The organism is Streptomyces sp. NPDC051576 (assembly GCF_040681835.1).
Classification (GTDB): Bacteria; Actinomycetota; Actinomycetes; order Streptomycetales; family Streptomycetaceae; genus Streptomyces.
Genome location: NZ_JBFAZO010000003.1, coordinates 505237 through 521392 on the forward strand (window position 1 = coordinate 505237; position 16156 = coordinate 521392).

Here is a 16156-nt window from a genome sequence, read left to right on the forward strand (position 1 = left end):
ACGACAGCGGTCAGATCAGCCAGAGCAGCCCGTTCCCGCCCAGGAGCGTGCCGCTCGGCTGGGTGAGATCGACCGAGGCCGCCGTGAAGAGACGGCTCCCCTTGGCCACGGGACCCGAGGCGCCGCCGGGGAAGACCCACACCGCACCCGTGTAGTCGTTCTCCCCCGCCGCGCTCACGAACAGCTCGGGCCTGCCGTCCTTGTCCACGTCCCCGACCGAGACCGTCGTACCGAAGAAGTCGTCGGTCTCGGAGGCGCCGGGGACACCGGCGGTGTCCTGGGAGAAGGAGTACGCGCCGGTGCCGAGCGCGCCCGTGCGACGGCCCGGGATCACCGTCACGTTCCCGGCGCGGCTCCTGCCGGAGAGTGTTTCGTACGGGGCGCCCACGACGATGTCGGCGAGCCCGTCGCGGTTGAGGTCGGCCACGGCCAGCGCACCGCCGAAGTCGTCGTCCTTCTCGCTCGCGCCGGGCACCCCCGCGGTGTCCTGGGTGAGCTGTACGGGCTCGGTGCTCGCCGCGATGCCCTGCGCCGTGCCGTAGTAGACCAGGACACGGCCGCCCAACGCGCCGTCCACACCGGCGACTTGCGGGTCCCAGGGGTCGCCGACCACGAGGTCGGCGTACCCGTCGCCGTTGACGTCTCCCGAGGCGGTGATGAGTCCGTTGCCACGCTTCGGCCGCATGACGGTGGTGGCCGGGTCGACGTAGACCTCGCCACCGCTGAGGTCGCCGAGGCCCACGGTGGTGAGGGCCAGGTCGAGCACGGTGTCGCCGTCGAAGTCGCCGAGCGCGACGCTCGCCGGGGAGGCGGTGTTCTGGTCGGGCGCGGTCGAACCGAAGGTGCCGGTGCGGCTGAACGGTCCCTTGAAGACCAGGGTGCCCTCCGATCCGGCGACCGCGACCTGCGTCCTGCTGCCCGCGCCGATGCTCAGCGCGGCCAGGTCGGTGCCGTACCGCTCCAGGTAGTCCGCCGGCGCCGGCAGGTCGGTGGCCGTCGTCAGCCCGTTCCTCCCACCCCACAACACGGTGACCAGGCCCGCGTCCTTGCCGCGGGGCGTGTCCTCGTACGGTGTGGAGACCACCAGGTCCGCGTAGCCGTCCCGGTTGAGGTCGGCGGTGGCGGTGGCGGAGCCGAACCGGTCGTTGGACTCGGCCGCGCCCGGTACCCCGGCGGTGTTCTGGGTGATGGTCTTGCGGTGGACCGCGGAGAGGCCCGACTTCGAGCCGTACAGGACGACGACGGCGCCGGCGGCTTCCTTGCCGGACACGTTCGCACCCGGCGCGGGCAGCACGGCATCCCGGTACCCGTCGCCGTTGAAGTCGCCGGGAACCGCTCCATGGACGGCGAACGCGGGCGCGGCGGGCAGCACCGTCCCGCCGACCACGGCCGCGACGACGACCGCCACGGATCTCCATCTGCCCCTGCCTGCCCCGGACTTGGCCATACGAGTCCCCTCCCACCCCTGGCGCACCCCCTGTGCGCCGACATCCGGCGTGCAGTGTAAAGGCCCTGGCCGCAAGGGAGTTGGGCTCAGGAGTCGTACGTGCCGTCCCACGGCGGACCGAAGCAGTGCCGGTCCGGATACAGCTCGGCCCAGCTGCCCTCCTCGTCCTCCTCGACCAGGAGGCCGAACAGGACGCCGTCGACGGTGCGTTGGAAGGGCCGGATCGCGATGTCGGTGTAGCTGCGGCGGGGCAGGGCGCGGAGTAGTTTCGCCAGGTGGATACGGGCCTGCGAGAGCACCGAGCCGTCGCCGTGCGGGGCGCGCTGCTGCTCGGCCCAGGTGCCGGCGCACCAGATCTCCGAGTCGCGGTACCGGCCCGCGGCGTCGAAGGTGTGGAGCACCGTGTAGAGACGTTTCTGCTCTTCCCAGCCGTCGTCGGGACGGAAGCCTTGGGGAAACGCGTAGGTGACCGACGCCAGGAACTGACCGTCCGCGTAGCGGCCGACGGCCCCGCTGCGCTGATTCGGCTCGTAGGCGATCGGGATGACCTCGGGGACTGCCATGGCGGAACCTTACGGGTTGGCGCGAACACGTCTGCGAGGGGGTCGGACAGTGAGTCAGTATGACCTTACTGAGCCGGGCTTCGCCGTGCACGAGGGGTACGCGGTGTACCGGGGGCCTTCGGTGGAAGGCTCGTCGCACGGCCACGCCGCGTTCCAGGTCGCTGTCGCCGCCGACCGGGGTGAGGTGGCCGTGGTGGACGGCTCCGGCACCCTTCATCGTGCCGTGGCGCTGGTCGTGCCCCCGATGGCGCGGCACAGGATGCTGGCCACCGGGACCCTGCTCACGTTCTTCGTGGAGCCGCACTGTGCCTTCGCCGACCGGCTGCGCGAGCACTGCGGTGCCGGCGTCACCGCGGTGCCCGAACTGCGCGATCTGGACGAGGCGGAGGTCCACCGCGCCGTCGCGCGGCCGTCCGGCGAACTCGACCCCCGGCTGCTGGCGGCGATGGAGACGCTGGCGGAGCGGCCGGTCCCGATGCCCGAGCTGGCCGCGGGCGTCGGGCTGTCACCCCAACGTCTGCGTGCCCTGGCACGGCAGCAGTTGGGCATGCCCCTCGCCCGCTGGCGCGTCTGGCTGCGGCTGCGGCGGGCCGCCGAGGCGCTGCGCGCCGGTCGGTCGCCGGCCGACGCGGCGCTCGTCGGCGGATTCGCCGACCAGGCGCACTTCACCCGGCAGATGCGCGCGATGACGGGCCTCACCCCGTCCGCCCTACCGCGTCCGGGGCATCAGTCGCGGCGCGCGACGTAGATCGAGATCGAGCCGCTGACCGTCGACACGACCTCGGCCTCGCGCACCTCGCCGAATCCGGCCTCGGACATCAGCCGGGGCAGCACGCCGTCGGCGTTGGGCTGGGTGTCGGCGAAGCCGTCGGCGAACTGCACGACGCGGAACGCCAGCCGCATCCGCCGGGTGCGTTGCCGTCCGTAGTCGGCGACCACCAGCTTCCCGCCGGGCCGTAGCACCGTGTGCATGGAGGCGAGTATCGACTCCTTCATCGGGATCGGGCACTGATGGAGTACGAGGCTGGAGACGGCGGTGTCCACCGGTCCCGCGTCCGCCAGGACCTCGGGCAGCGCGTCGCCCATTCCGGTCCGCCAGCCAACCGCCGCGCCGGCGAGGCCGGCCTTGCGGCGGGCCGTCGCCAGCACCTCGTGGTCGGGGTCGACGCCGATGACGCGCGCACGCGGCTCGACGCGGTGCAGCAGCAGTGCCAGCGAACCCGTGCCGCAGCCCACGTCGACGATCACGTCGTCGGGCCGGGGAGCCACATGCATCGCCAGCAGGCCGCGCCACAGGCGCTCGCGCATCAGGGAGGCCACGGGGTCGTAGAGACGGGTGGGGGCGAAACGGCCCATCGCGGGGGTGAAAGCTCGTTCGGTCATGCCGAGAGTCTCAGCCCCGCGATGTCACACCGTCTTGAACGAACCGCTCGCCCAACCGCCGCTCGCGCTCGCCGTGTTACTCGGCGGGCCGGCCGCCGAACCGCTCCTTGTACGTCTCCAGGTCCTCGTCCGTGAGCTTCGCGAAGAGGACCGGGGGGACGGTGAAGGAGGTGCCGGCCGGGACGGAGGTCAGGGCGCGCGCCTCCTCCGGGGACACCCACGTCGCCGTGTCGTCGGGGAGGACGAAGGCCGCGCGCATCGCCGCGGACGAGGTCGGGATGAACGGTTCCGAGACCACCGCGTACAGGTGGATCAGGTTCATCGCGGTGCGGAGCGTGAGGGCGGCTGCCTCCGGGTCGGTCTTGATCTCCAGCCAGGGGGCCTTCTCCTCCAGGTAGGAGTTGCCCGCCGACCACAGGGCACGGAGGGCGGAGGCCGCCTTGCGGAACTGGAGGGCCTCCATCTGGGTCTCGTACTCGGCCAGCAGACCCGCGATCTCCTCGCCGAGCTTCGCCTCCGCCGCGCCCGCCGCCGCGCCGGCCGGGACCTCGTCGCCGAAGCGCTTCCTGGAGAAGGAGAGGACGCGGTTGACGAAGTTGCCGAGGGTGTCGGCCAGGTCCTTGTTCACCGTGGCGGTGAAGTGCTCCCAGGTGAAGGAGGAGTCGTCGGACTCGGGGGCGTTGGCGATCAGGAAGTAGCGCCAGTAGTCGGCCGGGAGGATGCTCAGGGCCTGGTCGGTGAAGACGCCCCGCTTCTGGGACGTGGAGAACTTCCCGCCGTAGTACGTCAGCCAGTTGAAGGCCTTGACGTAGTCGACCTTCTTCCACGGCTCGCGCACACCGAGCTGGGTGGCAGGGAACATCACCGTGTGGAACGGGACGTTGTCCTTCGCCATGAACTCCGTGTAGCGGACCGGGTTCTCGCCGGTGTCGCTCTCGTACCACCACGACTTCCAGTCGCGGTTCTCCGGGTCGAGGTCCGACCACTCCTTCGTCGCGCCGATGTACTCGATCGGGGCGTCGAACCAGACGTAGAAGACCTTGCCCTCCGCCGCCAGCTCCGGCCAGGTGTCGGCCGGGACCGGGACGCCCCAGTCCAGGTCACGGGTGATCGCACGGTCGTGCAGGCCCTCGGTGAGCCACTTGCGGGCGATGGAGGAGGCGAGCTGCGGCCATTCCGCCTCGTGGCGGGACACCCACTCCTCGACCTCGTGCTGGAGCTTCGACTGGAGGAGGAAGAGGTGCTTGGTCTCGCGGACCTCCAGGTCGGTGGAGCCGGAGATCGCGGAACGGGGGTTGATCAGGTCGGTGGGGTCCAGGACGCGGGTGCAGTTCTCGCACTGGTCGCCGCGTGCCTTGTCGTAGCCGCAGTGCGGGCAGGTGCCCTCGACATAGCGGTCCGGGAGGAAACGGCCGTCCGCGGGGCTGTAGACCTGGCGGATCGCGCGCTCTTCGATGAAGCCGTTCTCGTTGAGACGGCGGGCGAAGTGCTGCGTGATCTCCCTGTTCTGGGGGGACGAGCTGCGGCCGAAGTAGTCGAAGGCGAGCGCGAAGCCGTCGTAGACCGCCTTCTGCGCGTCGTGCGCGTGCGCGCAGAACTCGTCGACCGGGAGACCCTGCTCCTTCGCGGCCAGCTCCGCCGGGGTGCCGTGTTCGTCCGTCGCGCAGATGTAGAGGACGTCGTGGCCGCGCTGGCGGAGGTAGCGGGAGTACACGTCCGCCGGGAGCATGGACCCCACCATGTTGCCCAGGTGCTTGATCCCGTTGATGTACGGAAGGGCGCTGGTGATGAGGTGTCGAGCCATCGGGGGCTGCTCCCAGGTCGGTCTGCTGGTCGTGCTTGCGAACCTTGAAATCGTAGCCGACATGGGTATGCCGCCCGCCTCCCGTTTTACGGGGTGGGAAGCGGGCGGCACGGGGTTCGGTGTTACGGGCGCCAGTCGATCAGTACGCCGTCGTAGAGCTCGGCGTCCGTGAGCTCCAGGGGGGTCGGGCCCGCGTGGAAGAAGGCCGTGTTGTCGGTCTTCAGCTTGCGGAGGTAGTCGAAGGCCTTGTTCTCGTGGTCACCGAACGCGACGAACGAGAAGAACACCGAGGCGTGGGACTTGGCCGCGTCCGTGAGGGACTGGGTGGCCGGGGTCTTCGCGTCCGGGGCGCCGTCCGTCTGGAAGACGACGAGGGCGGGGGTGCCGGGGGTGGCGTTCTTGTCGTAGTGCGCGAGTACGGCTTCCACGGCCGCGTGGTAGCTGGTGCGCCCCATGCGGCCGAGGCCGGCGTGCGCCTCGTCGATCGCGTTCTCGGGGGAGGCCGGGGTGAGGTCGGTGGTGCCGTCCACTTCGGTGGAGAAGAAGACGACGTGGACCGTGGGGGCGGGGTCCGGGTCCAGATGGGCCGCGAGAGCGAGCGCCTGATCGGCGAGGGCCTGCGCCGAACCGTCCTTGTAGTACGGACGCATGCTCGCGGAGCGGTCGAGGACGAGGTAGAGCTTCGCCCGGGTACCGGTGAGGTTGGCCTTGGCGAGGGCGGAGGCGGCGGAGTCACTGCCGAGGGTGGCGGCGGCTGCGACGGGCTCGGGGGCTTCGGCCTCGGCTGCGGGCTCCGCGATCGTTTCTTCGACGGGCTCCGGCTGGCCAGCCGGCTGCGCCGCGGGCTCGGCTTCCGCTGCCAGGACGGGCTCGGGCTCCGGCACGGCCTCCGCGGCCGGCTCCGCCTCGGGGGCGGTCTCCGGCTCGGGTTCCGGGGTGACCTCGGCGGTGGGCTCGGGCGCGGGCTCGGCTTCGGCTTCCGGGGTGACCGGCTCGGGGGTGGTCTCCGCGACCGCTTCCGGCTCGGGGGCTACGGCAGGCTCGGTCTCCGGCTCCGGGGTGACCTCGGCGACCGGCTCGGCTTCCGTTTCCGCGAGCGGCTCGGTGGTCGGCTCCGGCTCGGGGGTGGTCTCCGCGACCGCTTCCGGCTCCGGGGCTACGGCAGGCTCGGCCTCCGGGGTGACCTCGGCGACCGGCTCGGCCTCCGTTTCCGCGAGCGGCTCGGTGGTCGGCTCCGGCTCCGGGGTGGTCTCCGCGACCGTCTCCGGCTCGGGGTCCACGGCGGGCTTCGCCTCCGGCTCCGGCGTGGCTTCCGCGACAGGCTCGGGCTCCGGGGCTACGGCGGGCTCCGCCTCCGGCTCCGGGGTGACCTCGGCGACCGGCTCGGCCTCCGGCTCCGGGGCTGTCCCCGCGGCCGGCTCCACGACAGCCTCGGTCTCGGCCTCGGTCGCTGCCGCGCCCCCCGTCCCCTCCGTCGACGTCGTCGGCTTGGGGACCGTGACGTTGTCGAAGGCCAGGGACACCAGCTCGTGCTCGTCGTCCTCCATGGTGGAGGACGGGCGGGGTTCCGGGACCTGGGGCGTTGCCGCACGGGCAGGTGCCGGGGGTGTGGTGAGGTCGGGTTCGGTGGACGGGGAGGGGACCTTCGCGTCCGGTTCCCGGGTGGTCGGCGGCTCGTGCGAAGGAGTGCGTTCCGCACTCTCTGCTTCGGCGGCACGCTCCTTGCGTGACCTGCCGAATGCGTTCCGCAGGAGAGTGAGAATGCCCATGTGCGCAACCCTTCGCGTGAGTTGATGCCCGTCAATCCCTGGCCAGGACAGACACGTAAGGTTAGCGGCCCCGAGCGGCGATCTTGGTCAGGGGCGGAACCCTGAGAGTGGCTGCCTCCGGCTGTCAGTGCGGCGACGCGATCGCCCGAGCCGCCGCCACTTCCTGCCGCAACGGCTCCAGCACACTCTCCGCCGGCCCCGTCAGATCGGTGCGGACCTCCACCAGCACCTCCGACTCGCGTACGCCCTGCGACAACTCCCTGAGCTGGAGCGCCACTTGGGTGACCTCGGCGGTCGACGGCGGGGGTGCGCCGTGTTTCACGCGTACCCGGGCCGCCGTTGTGGCGTCGACGATGCGCTCTACGGCGACGACCAGTGGGAGCCATCCCGCGGCGAGGCGGCCGGTGGGCGGGGGTTCCGTGAGGGCGCGTTGGAACTCGGTGCGGATGGTGGAGAGGTCGCGGTACAGGCGGCGGCGCATGCGGGCGCGGGCGGCCGGGTCGGTCTCCGCGCCCGGGGTGGCGGGGGCGGCGAACGCCGATTCCACGTAGCGGGCCGTGTCCGTCACCGCCGCCGCCAAGCGGTCGCCGACCCGGGTGTGCCAGCTCTCCGGCCAGAGCAGGTAGCCCGCCACCAGGGCGATCCCGCAGCCGATCAACGAGTCCACCAGGCGGGGGAGCAGCAACGCCGTGCCCTGGTGGTTGAGGACGTCGGAGAGGAGAAGGATCACGGGCGTGATCGCGGCGGTCTGGTAGCCGTAGCCGCGTGGGGTCAGGGCCGGGATCAGCGGGGCCAGGAGGAGCAGGACCAGGACGTCCCAGCCGCCGCGAGGGACCACCGACAGGACCGCCGCCGCGATCACCAGTCCTGCCACCGTGCCGAGGGCGCGCAGCAGAGCGCGGGAGAAGACCGAGCCGAAGTCGGGCTTCAGGACGAAGGTGATGGTCAGGGCGATCCAGTACGAGCGCGGGACCGGGACGGTCGACACCAGCACCTGCGCGAGGCCGATGCAGAGTGCCAGGCGCAGGCCGTAGCGCCAGGAGCCGGCGGACAGCAGGACGTTGCGGGCGGCGCGGGCGGCGCGGATGCGGAGGGCCGCCGGGCGGCCGAGGCGGTCGTCGATGCCGCGCGGGTCCACGTCCGGGGCGGTGACCACCTCCGCCGTGTGACGCAGGGCGTGATCGATCACGCGGGCGGTCTCGGTGGTGGGGGTGGGGAGGTCCAGGCCTATCGGTCCCGTGTAGCCGGTCTCGACGGCCTCGGCGAGGTGGCGGACCGTCGCGCGGATCTGCGGGGGGAGGGGGCGGCCGGACTGGTGGACCGCGGGGGCCGCTTCGACGACCGGCGTGATGGCGTTCAACTGGGCCAGCAGGCGGGTCAGTTCGGGGCTGCGGCCGTGGTGGCGGGCGCGGCGGGCGAGGACGAGGTCGTAGGACTGGTTGAGGGACTGGGTGACGGCGTGGCGGGCGGCGTCGTAGTCGGTGGTGGGGGTGTCGCCGCAGGTGGTGAGGAGGTCGGCGACGGTTCGGTAGGTGGCCGCCACCGCCGCTCGTTCCGGGACGCCGGAGCGCAGGGGCCAGGCCAGCAGGGCCAGGAGGAGGACGAGGAGGCCGCCGCCGGACATCAGCAGGGGGGCCAGCCACCAGGCGCCGGGGAGCGGAAGTCCCGCGCCGATCACCGAGTTGAGGAGCAGGAGCAGGCCCGATACGGAGGCCACCGCGCCGATCGTCGAGATCATCCCCGAGACGAGCGCGACGGCGGTGACGGCGGCGACCGCGAGCCAGCCCTGGCCGTAGACCGCCGCGCCCAGCGTGACGCCGATGGCGCCGAAGAGCTGGGGGATCGCGATGTTGAGGATGCGCATGCGGTAGGCGTCGGCGGTGTCGCCGATGACGCCGGAGAGGGCGCCCATGGAGGCGAGCGCGCCGTAGGCGGTCTGTCCGGTGGCGATGCCGACGGCGAGGGGGAGGGCCATGGCGACGGCGGCGCGGACCATGGCCGGCCGGTTGAGGGGGGCCTGCTGGGGTTGGAGGTTCCTCACCAGCCAGTCGGGGGGTGTGAGGCCGATGGGGAACTCGCGGGACATGCGCCCATTATGAGCGGCCCGGACCAGGTCATCCGTGCTGGTGGAGCGCGATGTCGACGAGCAGCGCTCGGTGGTCGGTGTCGGCGAGGTCGAGGAAGCGGGCGCTGTTCGCGGAGAAGTCCGGGGACAGCAGGACGTGGTCGATCTGGGTGCCGAAGGTGGGGGCGAAACGCTCGGGCCAGCTCGGGGTGCGGGGGTGCCCGGCGAGGCGGGCCGCGTCGCGCAGGCCGGTGTCGAGGATGCGGCGGAAGGCCGCGTGGTCCTGGGTGGAGTTGAAGTCGCCGGCGAGGACGGTGGGGGTGGTGGGGTCGGCGGCGGCGAAGGCGCGCAGCCGGTTCAGTTCGCGCCGCCACAGGCCGACCTGGTTCGGCAACGGGGGCATGGGGTGCGCGAGTTGGAGCCGTACGGAGTGCCCGCCGACGTCGGCCACGGCGCCGGGCATGCCCATCGTGCCGGTGACGCCCTTCGTGCCCTTGAGGGGGAAGCGGCTGAGGATGACCGAGCCGTGCGAACCGGCCGCGACGACGGCCTGCCGGTAGGGGAACTCGGTGCCGAAGTCCCGTCGTAGCGTGGCCTGGCAGGTGTACTCGCACTCCTCCACGAACACCACGTCCGGCCGCTCCCGCCGGATCACCGGGACCAGCGAACCGGTCCCCCGCCCGAACTCGACGTTCGACGTCAGCACCCGGAACTCCGCGACGGCCGGCCCGCTCGGATCGCCGCTCTTCCCGTACGGCTCGATGAACCACGCCAGCAGCCCGAGCACCGCCACGCCCCACACCAGGCCGAGCCGCCACCGGGTGAACAGGGAGAGAAGGAGCGCCATGCCGGTGGGGGCGAGCAACCAGGGGAAGAAGGCGAGGAGTTGGGGGATCGGGGTGATCGCGTCGGTGTCGGCCGTGCGGCAGCCGACGACCACGCTCACGCCGGTGAGGAGGAGTCCGGCGCACCAGGTCACGAAGCGGCGCCCGCGATGGCGTTCGGGCGCGAAGTCGGCGGCGGTCCACTCGGAGGTCGCGGTGCCCAAGTGATGCCCTTCCGCCCGTAGGTGCAGATGCCCGAATCATCCCACGTGTGCCAGGAACTCCCCCAGGATCTCGTTGAACTCCTTCGGGCGTTCGAGATTCGGCAGATGGGCCGCGCCGTCGATCACACGGAGCGTGGAGTCGGGGAGCGCCGCGTGCATCGCCTCCGCGTCGGAGACCGGGGTGTAGGTGTCGTCGGCGCCCGCGACCACCAGGGCCGGTACGTGTACGCGGGTCAACAGGGCGCGGTAATCGGGGCGTTGGGCGCGGGCGCGGAGTGCCGCCGCGGCGGAGGCGGGGTCGGTGGCCGTCATCATGCGGTGGACGTGGGCCTTGACCTGGGGGTCGGCGGAGGGGGCCACCATCTTCTCCAGCACCTCGTCGGCGTAGCCGCGCATGCCCTCGCGCAGAAGGCGTTCGGCCATGGCCTCGCGGACGCGGACCCCCTCCGGCGTCTCGGCCGCCGGGAAGGTGTCGGCGAGGACCAGACCCCGGACACGCTCCGGGAACCGTCCGTAGCAGTCCATCGCGATCTGCCCGCCCATGGACAGCCCGGCCAGCACGAACGTCTCCACGTCCAACTCGTCGAGCAGGGCCTCGATGTCGGTGGTGAAGTCCGCGAAGCGGGTTACGGCGGGGGTTGGGGCGGGGTTGCGGCCGTAGCCGCGCAGGTCGGGGGCGATGACCCGCCGGGTGGGGGAGAACGCCTCGATCTGCGGGGTCCACATCGTGTGGTCGAAGGGGTGGCCGTGAATGAGGACAAGGGGGAGGTATGGGTTGGTAAGGGGTGGCATGTGATCGACCTTAGATCCGGTCAACTGCGCGGTGCAATAAAATCTTTGCCCTCGGTGCAATGTGCTCCGCAGGGGAAGAGGGGTGGGGCGTCATGGCCGCCGACCACGACTACCGGCGCATCGCCGACCGTGTCGCGGACGACATCGCGTCCGGGCGGCTCCGGCCGGGCCAACAACTGCCCCCGCAACGGGCGTTCGCCCGGCGTCGCGGGATCGCCGCTTCCACGGCAGGACGGGTCTACGCCGAACTCGTGCGCCGGGGGCTGGTGATGGGGGAGGTCGGCCGCGGCACGTTCGTACGGGCCGCGGCGGTGGGCCCGAACGGACGGGCACTGGTGGAGAGGGCGACCACGGCACCGGTGAACCTGGAGCTCAACTACCCTTCCGCGCCCGGTCAGTCGGAGCTGCTCGCCCCCGCGCTTGCGCCGCTCCTGCGTGCCGACGTACTGACTGAGGCTCTGCGACCGGCGTCGGCGAGGGGGACGCGGGCGGGTCGGGAGGCGGTGGCGGAGTTGCTGGGTACGCGGGGTGGGGGTGTTCCCGTCGTCCCCGCCTGGCGCCCCGATCCCGACCGCGTTCTCTTCACCGGTAACGCTCGTCAGGCGATCGCCGCCGCCCTGGCTTCACTGGTCCGGCCGGGTGGGCGGGTGGGGGTGGAGCCACTGACGTATCCACTGGTCAAGGAGATCGCGGGGCGGCTCGGTCTCACGCTTGTCGCGTTGGAGGTGGACGGTGAGGGGCTTCGTCCGGAGTCGATCGGTGCGGCGCATCGCGGCGCGCCGCTCTCCGCCCTCTATCTCCAGCCGACGCTCCACAATCCGACCTCGGTGACGACCGGCGAGGCGCGCAGACGGGAAATCGCCGCCGCTGTGCGTGAGTTGGACCTGCCGGTCGTAGAGGACCGCATCTGGTCCTTTCTCCACCCGGGCTCCCCCGCGCCGCTCGTCGCCCACGCCCCCGGTCTCGTCCATGTCGTCGACGGGCTGTCGAAGCGGGTCGCGCCGGGGCTCACCGTCGGGTTTCTCGTCGTGCCCGAGCACCGGGTCGACGCCGTGGCCGCCGCTGTCCGGTCGGGCGGGTGGAGCGCGGGGCGCTTCGCGCTGGAGGCGGCGGTGCGCTGGATGACGGACGGGACCGTGGAGCGGTTGGTCGCCGCCAAGCGGGAGGACGCGTCCGCTCGACAGCGGCTGCTCGCCGAGGAGTTGGACGGTTTCGCCGTACGGTCCGACCCCTGCGCCTACTACGCCTGGTGGGAGCTGCCCGCACCGTGGCGGGCGGACACCTTCACGGCGGCCGCGGCGGCGCGGGGGATCGCTGTGACGCCGGGGAGCGCGTTCGGGGTTGACCCGAAGCGGACCTCGGATGCGGTCAGGCTTGGGCTCGCGTCGGTTGACGTGGCTGATCTCCGGGGGGCGTTGCGGGTGCTGGCCGGGTTGGCGCGGGGTGGTGGAGAGGGGGTGGGAACTCCCTTGCCTGGCGGGCGTATTGGGTGAGCCGGGTGGGTGCGGCGGTGCGGGGTTCGCCGTCACGCAGGGGGCTGGGTTCGGGGTTGATCCGAAGCGGACCTCGGGCGGGAAATGTCCTCGCCGGCGGCCCGAATCGGCTTCCTGCCGCAGTCAGACCTGAGCCCGAGTCGGCTGCTGCGCGTGATCCGCGGCAGGCGTCGTCACCGGCGTTCGTCGGCCCGGTACGAGGCGTAGGAGAAGGGCCGGCAACTGCCTTGCCCGGTGGGCGTAGCGGGTGAGCCAGGTTGTGGTGGCTACCGTCAGGCCCAGGGTCAGGAGGAGCCAGGCGACCTTGCGGAGGGTCGCGGTCAGGGCGTCGTAGATGGCCGCGCCCGCCGCCTGGGAGACCTCGGTCGGGAGGTCGGTGGTGGTGAAGTGGCGGCCGATCACGAGGGCCAGGCCGAGGAGGGCGCCGCCGAGGGCCGTGCCGAGGGCGGTCGCCGTGATCGCGCGGCGGCGGCGTACGGCGACGGCGATGCCGGTGACGGCGAAGACGGCGGCGGTGACGGGGAGCCAGAAGCCGGCGACCTCGAGCACGTGGAACCCCTTCCGGAGCGGGCCCAGTTCACCGGCCGGCAGAACCGCGACCTCGGTGTGCTGGACGGGGATACGGCTCGCCAACGGCACGTGGTCGTGGGCGAGTCGGTGTTTGACCTGGGCGGTGACGGGGGCGAGGTCGACGGTGACGGTGTCGTCGCGTCCCTCGTCCTGAAGGGCCCGCAGCACCGCGTCGTGGGTCGCGCGGTTGCCCTCGTCCCAGGCCAGGCGGAAGGCCTCGGTCTTGGTGAAGGAGCGCACCGCGTCCTGCACGAACGGGGCCATCGTGCCGTGCATCCCGTCCACATGGACCTCGCGCAGGATGCCCGCGCCGACCGTGTCCGCGATCACGTCCCGTACGTCCGGGTCGGCGGCCAGCGGCGCCATCGTCGTGACGTACCGGCCGGAGTCGGTCAGCCCGTACGCCGCCCAGGCCGCCAGCACGCCGAAGGGCGTGAGGAAGCACGAGAGGGCGACGAGTACGGCCGACAGGGCGCTCCGGAGACGTGGGGGCACCTCTTCAGGACACCGGCGCGGCGCGCGATGCGCGACTCCGGCGTCCCGTGTCCGGCCGCATTCGGGTGCGATGTCAAGCCGAACGACTGCCCTGACCTCGGAACCCTTGGTGGAACTGGCCCTTCCGCTCTCAGGTGGAGGGTTGACCCGAACGGGTGTTTCCTGGAACCGGGGAGAAGGAGGTCGAACATGCGCACCACTCCGGCCCTGCGGACTCTGGCCGCGGCCCTGCTCACCGGTGGCACACTCGCCGTCGCGGCGGCGGGCACCACGGCGGCGGCAGCACCGACCACGTACGCCGAAGGACATGGCGGTGGCGGCAGTCCGATCTGGGGCACGATCGTCTCCCGCACGGATCTGCACGTGCGGCAGTCGCCCACCACCCGTTCCCCCGCCGTCGACTCGCTCTCACCGGGCAGCCAGGACCGCATCCAATGCGTGGTCAGGGGACAGAGCGTCAACGGAAACCCCGACTGGTACTGGCTCGTCGGCGCCCAGGGCTGGGCCAGCGCCGCGTTCGTCGACACCGGCGGCCAGTGGGTGCCGTCCTGCTCGGACCCGTGTCCGGGCTGGAAGGACGGCAACAACTCCAGCGACTCCAACTGGAACAACGACCCGAACTGGTCCGACAACTCGAACTCGTGGAGCACCTCGGCCTCCGGGTCGTGGAGCGTCTCGGGCTCGTGGAGCTGGAGCGCCTCCGGCTCGTCGACCGGTGGCGGCATCTGGAGCTGGGCGCCGTAGGAGGACGGAGAGCGACAGCGAGCGACGGGCCCCGGCACCGAAGTTGGTGCCGGGGCCCACTGCCGCGTCCGTCGGGGTTCCTCAGCGGATGCGGTTGCCCGCTCCGTCCTCGCGCGTGTAGTAGCGGTAGAAGAACACCAGGAAGACGCCCGCGGTGACCGCGACACCGATGGCCGCCGACCGCAGCACGCTCTCGCCGGTCTGGCTGTACAGGAAGCCGAGCGCCGCGCCCGCGAAGCCGGACTTCACCAGCGAGTGCAGTTCGCGCTTCAACAGCGGCGCGAACCGCGCCACCGCCAGGCACAGCACGATGAACGCGAGCGCCGTCACAAAGCCGAACAGGATGTTCCAGCCCGTGATGGGGCCGCCGCCGCGGCGGTTGGCGGCCGCCCAGTAGCCGTAGACGAGTCCCAGGACGACCGGGATCGCCACCTTCGCCACGCGGTGCACCCGGGCGTCGAAGATGTCGGGCAGACCGCTCGGGCTGGTGAATCCGCCCGTTCCGGCGGACTTCCGGCCTGTCGTTCCGCCGGGTTTCCGGCCGGTCATGCCGCCGGGTGTGGGTGCCGCTTGAGCCATGGGAGCACTCCTCTCTCTCGCCCCCGTCCGACCCCCGTTCGTCCCCCGTCCCTCCCCATCCCCTCCCCGTCGGGCCCCTGCCTACCAATGCACACCCCGGCGGAGGCGGTGGCAAGTCGGCGTGCGTCCTCGAGTGCCCCGTGTTTCGCTGGACCGGTGCGCTACCGCGATGCCGGGCGCTCCTCGCTCGACCGGCTGCCCCGAGCCCGGGACCCCGACGCGCTGCGGCGCCAGCAACTGCTGCGGGTGCGCGGACGCAGTGTCGCCTGGGTGCCGCCGCTGCTGATGCTCGTCACCATCCTGCTGGTCGACTGGGACACCGGCGGTGAGTTCCGGACCGTCTCCTGGATCGTGCTCGTGCCCGGGATCGCCGCCGCGATCTGCGGGGTGTGGGGCACGGCCGTCTTCGGGGGGCTGGGCCTGGCCACCTACGCCCTCGCCGATCACGCCTGGCCGCGCCAGTACCAGACCGGGCTGCCCGACTTCATCCTCGTCGGCGTCGGCGGTGTCCTCGCCGTGCTGGCCTGCGCGGTCCGGGTCCGCGGCGAGCGCCGCATGCTGCACATGCGGGACGTCGCCGAGACCACCCGCCGCACCCTGCTGCGCCCGCTGCCGCCCGGCTGGGGCGGCCTCGACCACGCGGCCGTCTATCTCGCCGCGGACGCCGTCGCCCGCGTCGGAGGCGACTTCTACGACATCCAGCCGGGACCGCACGGCACCCGCGCACTCGTCGGTGACGTCCAGGGCAAGGGCCTCGGCGCGGTGGAGACGGCGGCCGCGCTGCTGGGCACGTTCCGTGAGGCGGGCTATCACGAGGCGGACCTCGCCACGGTCGCCGCGCGTCTGGAGATCCGGATGCGGCGGCACGCGGGGCACATCGCGGCCCTCGACCGCGACGACGTAGACCGCGTCGACCGTTTCGCCACGGCCGTGCTGCTGAGCTTCCCGGCCGCCGAACCGGATGTCGTCGAGGTCGTCAACTTCGGTCACGAACCACCGCTGTTGGTGGGCCCGCAGGGGGTACGGTCCCTGCCGCCCGGGCACGGACTCCCGCTGGGGCTGGGCGAGTTGGCGCACCAGGACGGCCCGCCGCCGACCCTCCGCGTCACCCTCGCGCCCGGCGAGACCCTCCTCGTCGTCACCGACGGAGTGACCGAGGCACGCGACGGCGCCGGTGCCTTCTACCCCCTCGACGACCGTGTCGCGGAAGGCGTCCTGGCCGATCCGCACACCGCGGACCCGCCCCGCCTGGTCGCCTACGTCCGCGACGGCACGCTGCGCCACAGCGGCGGACATCTCGCCGACGACACCACGATCTTCGCGGTACGACGGTCCTGAGATCACCCTTTGCAGCAGCAGAGGTTACGGTGCTGCGGTACGAAGTGACCGAGGTCTGGGGGAGGG

14 protein-coding genes are annotated in these 16156 nt (G+C 72.1%); 4 read left to right on the forward strand and 10 right to left on the reverse strand.

All coding sequences use genetic code 11. The features are described from left to right. Positions 1-10: 10 nt before the first annotated feature. Positions 11-1408, reverse strand: a complete 1398-nt coding sequence (locus AB0M63_RS12120) for a VCBS repeat-containing protein (protein WP_366019284.1) — start codon at positions 1406-1408, stop codon at positions 11-13. Between the two features lie 125 nt (positions 1409-1533). Continuing rightward, a complete protein-coding gene (locus AB0M63_RS12125; RefSeq protein WP_355922017.1) occupies positions 1534-2010 on the reverse strand; it encodes a hypothetical protein in 477 nt (158 codons plus the stop codon). Between the two features lie 49 nt (positions 2011-2059). On the opposite strand from AB0M63_RS12125, the gene AB0M63_RS12130 reads away from it, so the two are divergent. Then, positions 2060-2758, forward strand: coding sequence for an AraC family transcriptional regulator (locus AB0M63_RS12130; RefSeq protein WP_366019285.1), 699 nt, complete (start codon positions 2060-2062; stop codon positions 2756-2758). On the opposite strand, the gene AB0M63_RS12135 is transcribed toward AB0M63_RS12130, so the two are convergent. The 6 genes from AB0M63_RS12135 to AB0M63_RS12160 form a co-directional block, all read right to left on the reverse strand. Continuing rightward, positions 2737-3393 carry a class I SAM-dependent methyltransferase gene (locus tag AB0M63_RS12135; RefSeq protein ID WP_366019286.1) on the reverse strand — a complete coding sequence of 219 codons (657 nt, stop codon included), beginning with the start codon at positions 3391-3393 and terminating at the stop codon, positions 2737-2739. The genes AB0M63_RS12130 and AB0M63_RS12135 overlap by 22 nt on opposite strands. A gap of 76 nt (positions 3394-3469) precedes the next feature. Further along, positions 3470-5197 (reverse strand): methionine--tRNA ligase, encoded by a 1728-nt coding sequence (gene metG, locus AB0M63_RS12140; protein WP_366019287.1) that lies wholly within the window; start codon positions 5195-5197, stop codon positions 3470-3472. A 122-nt stretch (positions 5198-5319) separates the two neighbouring features. Next, on the reverse strand, positions 5320-6966 hold the full coding sequence (locus AB0M63_RS12145; RefSeq protein WP_366019288.1) for a VWA domain-containing protein: 1647 nt from the start codon (positions 6964-6966) through the stop codon (positions 5320-5322). 124 nt (positions 6967-7090) lie between these two features. Next, positions 7091-9052 carry an FUSC family protein gene (locus AB0M63_RS12150; protein WP_366019289.1) on the reverse strand — a complete coding sequence of 654 codons (1962 nt, stop codon included), beginning with the start codon at positions 9050-9052 and terminating at the stop codon, positions 7091-7093. Positions 9053-9080: 28 nt separating this feature from the next. Continuing rightward, on the reverse strand, positions 9081-10079 hold the full coding sequence (locus AB0M63_RS12155; protein ID WP_366019290.1) for an endonuclease/exonuclease/phosphatase family protein: 999 nt from the start codon (positions 10077-10079) through the stop codon (positions 9081-9083). A 36-nt stretch (positions 10080-10115) separates the two neighbouring features. Further along, on the reverse strand, positions 10116-10871 hold the full coding sequence (locus AB0M63_RS12160; RefSeq protein WP_355922043.1) for an alpha/beta hydrolase: 756 nt from the start codon (positions 10869-10871) through the stop codon (positions 10116-10118). Positions 10872-10963: 92 nt separating this feature from the next. On the opposite strand from AB0M63_RS12160, the gene AB0M63_RS12165 reads away from it, so the two are divergent. Beyond that, complete coding sequence (locus AB0M63_RS12165; protein ID WP_366019291.1) at positions 10964-12364, forward strand: PLP-dependent aminotransferase family protein; 1401 nt, start codon at positions 10964-10966, stop codon at positions 12362-12364. Positions 12365-12487: 123 nt separating this feature from the next. Here the strand turns inward: AB0M63_RS12165 and AB0M63_RS12170 are convergent, their stop codons facing one another. After that, complete coding sequence (locus tag AB0M63_RS12170; protein WP_366019292.1) at positions 12488-13429, reverse strand: hypothetical protein; 942 nt, start codon at positions 13427-13429, stop codon at positions 12488-12490. A 189-nt stretch (positions 13430-13618) separates the two neighbouring features. On the opposite strand from AB0M63_RS12170, the gene AB0M63_RS12175 reads away from it, so the two are divergent. Continuing rightward, positions 13619-14173, forward strand: coding sequence for an SH3 domain-containing protein (locus AB0M63_RS12175; RefSeq protein WP_355922052.1), 555 nt, complete (start codon positions 13619-13621; stop codon positions 14171-14173). Positions 14174-14254: 81 nt separating this feature from the next. Here AB0M63_RS12175 and AB0M63_RS12180 read toward each other — a convergent pair whose 3' ends face one another. Continuing rightward, positions 14255-14752, reverse strand: a complete 498-nt coding sequence (locus tag AB0M63_RS12180) for a hypothetical protein (RefSeq protein ID WP_366019293.1) — start codon at positions 14750-14752, stop codon at positions 14255-14257. Between the two features lie 156 nt (positions 14753-14908). Here AB0M63_RS12180 and AB0M63_RS12185 point away from each other — a divergent pair, with 156 nt between their 5' ends. After that, positions 14909-16090: a PP2C family protein-serine/threonine phosphatase gene (locus tag AB0M63_RS12185; protein WP_366019294.1), complete on the forward strand. Its 1182-nt coding sequence runs from the start codon at positions 14909-14911 to the stop codon at positions 16088-16090. Positions 16091-16156 lie beyond the last annotated feature (66 nt).

What these genes read in the sequence shown, in the direction of transcription:
- AB0M63_RS12125 (WP_355922017.1), bottom strand. Translation starts at nt 2,010, where the DNA reads ATGGCAGTCCCCGAGGTCATCCCGATCGCCTACGAGCCGAATCAGCGC.
- AB0M63_RS12135 (WP_366019286.1), bottom strand. Translation starts at nt 3,393, where the DNA reads ATGACCGAACGAGCTTTCACCCCCGCGATGGGCCGTTTCGCCCCCACC.
- AB0M63_RS12150 (WP_366019289.1), bottom strand. Translation starts at nt 9,052, where the DNA reads ATGTCCCGCGAGTTCCCCATCGGCCTCACACCCCCCGACTGGCTGGTG.
- AB0M63_RS12160 (WP_355922043.1), bottom strand. Translation starts at nt 10,871, where the DNA reads ATGCCACCCCTTACCAACCCATACCTCCCCCTTGTCCTCATTCACGGC.
- AB0M63_RS12175 (WP_355922052.1), top strand. Translation starts at nt 13,619, where the DNA reads ATGCGCACCACTCCGGCCCTGCGGACTCTGGCCGCGGCCCTGCTCACC.
- AB0M63_RS12145 (WP_366019288.1), bottom strand. Translation starts at nt 6,966, where the DNA reads ATGGGCATTCTCACTCTCCTGCGGAACGCATTCGGCAGGTCACGCAAG.
- AB0M63_RS12165 (WP_366019291.1), top strand. Translation starts at nt 10,964, where the DNA reads ATGGCCGCCGACCACGACTACCGGCGCATCGCCGACCGTGTCGCGGAC.
- AB0M63_RS12180 (WP_366019293.1), bottom strand. Translation starts at nt 14,752, where the DNA reads ATGGCTCAAGCGGCACCCACACCCGGCGGCATGACCGGCCGGAAACCC.
- metG (WP_366019287.1), bottom strand. Translation starts at nt 5,197, where the DNA reads ATGGCTCGACACCTCATCACCAGCGCCCTTCCGTACATCAACGGGATC.